Below are 1,918 nucleotides of genomic sequence, written 5' to 3' on the forward strand. Positions count from 1 at the left end.
CGCGGCGGCCTCCTCGGCGGCCTTCGGGGCACCCGCCGGGGCGGACACCTTGCGGCTCGCCCTGCGGCGGCCCCGGCCACGGGTCACACCCGCGGCGGCCTCGGCCTCCGCCGGGCTGCCGAACCACTCCTCGCCGCCGGAGACGGCGGGCTGGAGTTCGGCCTCGGTCACCGGCGCGGGCTCCAGCTCCACGGCCGCCCCGTCCGCCGGCTGCTCGGCCGGTGCCTGCTCGACGGCGGGTGCCTCGGCACGCTCGCCGTTGCCGCCCTTGCCCTTCTTCTTGCGCTTGCCGCCACCGCCGGACGACGTCGGCTGGTCCATGTGGACGATGACGCCGCGGCCGTTGCAGTGCACACAGGACTCGGAGAACGACTCCAGCAGGCCCTGGCCGACCCGCTTGCGGGTCATCTGGACCAGGCCCAGCGAGGTCACCTCGGCGACCTGGTGCTTCGTACGGTCCCGGCCCAGGCACTCCAGCAGGCGCCGCAGCACCAGGTCCCGGTTGGACTCCAGCACCATGTCGATGAAGTCGATGACGACGATGCCGCCGAGGTCGCGCAGCCGCAGCTGGCGCACGATCTCCTCGGCCGCCTCCAGGTTGTTCCGGGTGACGGTCTCCTCAAGGTTGCCGCCCTGGCCGGTGAACTTCCCGGTGTTGACATCGATCACGACCATGGCCTCGGTCTTGTCGATCACCAGCGAGCCGCCGCTGGGCAGCCAGACCTTGCGGTCCAGCGCCTTCATCAGCTGCTCGTCGATCCGGTACGTCGCGAAGACATCGACCTCCGACGTCCACTTCTGGAGCCGGTCGACGAGGTCGGGCGCGACATGCCCGACATAGCCGTGGATGGTCTCCCAGGCGCCGTCACCGCTGACGATGACCTTGGAGAAGTCCTCGTTGAAGATGTCGCGGACGACCCGGACGGTCATGTCCGGCTCGCCGTACAGCAGCGACGGCGAGCTGGTGGAGGCCGCCTTCGCCTTCTTCTGGATCTCCTCCCACTGCGCCTGGAGACGCTCGACGTCGCGCCGCAGCTCGTCCTCGCTCGCGCCCTCGGCCGCGGTGCGCACGATGACGCCCGCGTCCTCGGGAACGATCTTCTTGAGGATCTGCTTGAGGCGCGCCCGCTCGGTGTCGGGCAGCTTGCGGCTGATGCCCGTCATCGAGCCCTCGGGCACGTAGACGAGGTAGCGGCCGGGCAGCGAGACCTGGCTGGTGAGGCGGGCACCCTTGTGGCCGATGGGGTCCTTGGTGACCTGCACCAGCACCGACTGGCCGGACTTCAGCGCGGTCTCGATGCGGCGCGGGCCGTTGGCCATGCCCAGCGCCTCGAAGTTGACCTCGCCGGCGTAGAGCACGGCGTTGCGTCCCTTGCCGATGTCGACGAAGGCGGCCTCCATCGACGGCAGGACGTTCTGCACCTTGCCGAGGTAGACATTGCCGACGTACGAGGTCGCCTGCTCCTTGTTGACGAAGTGCTCCACGAGCACGTTGTCCTCAAGGACGCCGATCTGGGTGCGCTCGCCGCTCTGGCGGACGACCATGACCCGCTCGACGGCCTCGCGGCGCGCCAGGAACTCCGCCTCGGTGATGATCGGCACCCGGCGGCGGCCCTGCTCACGGCCCTCGCGGCGGCGCTGCTTCTTCGCCTCCAGACGCGTCGACCCCTTGATCGACTGCACCTCGTCGCCGGGCTCGTCCTTCTTGCGCGGCTCACGGACCTTGACGACCGTGCGCTCCGGGTCGTCGCCCGTGGCGCCCTCGGCCTCCATGGCGTCCCCGCTGCGACGGCGGCGACGGCGGCGGCGACGGCTGCTGCTGCTCCCGGCCGCCGCGGACTCCTCGGCCTCCGGCTCCTCGGCCTGCTCGGCGGCCTCCGCCTCCTCGGCGGTCCCTTCCTGCTCCTCGGCGGGCTGC

1 protein-coding gene is annotated in these 1,918 nt (G+C 71.2%); it reads right to left on the minus strand.

Annotated elements, in window-relative coordinates; all coding sequences use genetic code 11:
• Nucleotides 1-1,918 (minus strand): Rne/Rng family ribonuclease (locus tag AC51EU_RS30000; protein WP_496270242.1); only part of this gene is annotated, 1,918 nt, incomplete at both ends.

This window comes from Candidatus Streptomyces philanthi (assembly GCF_059553635.1).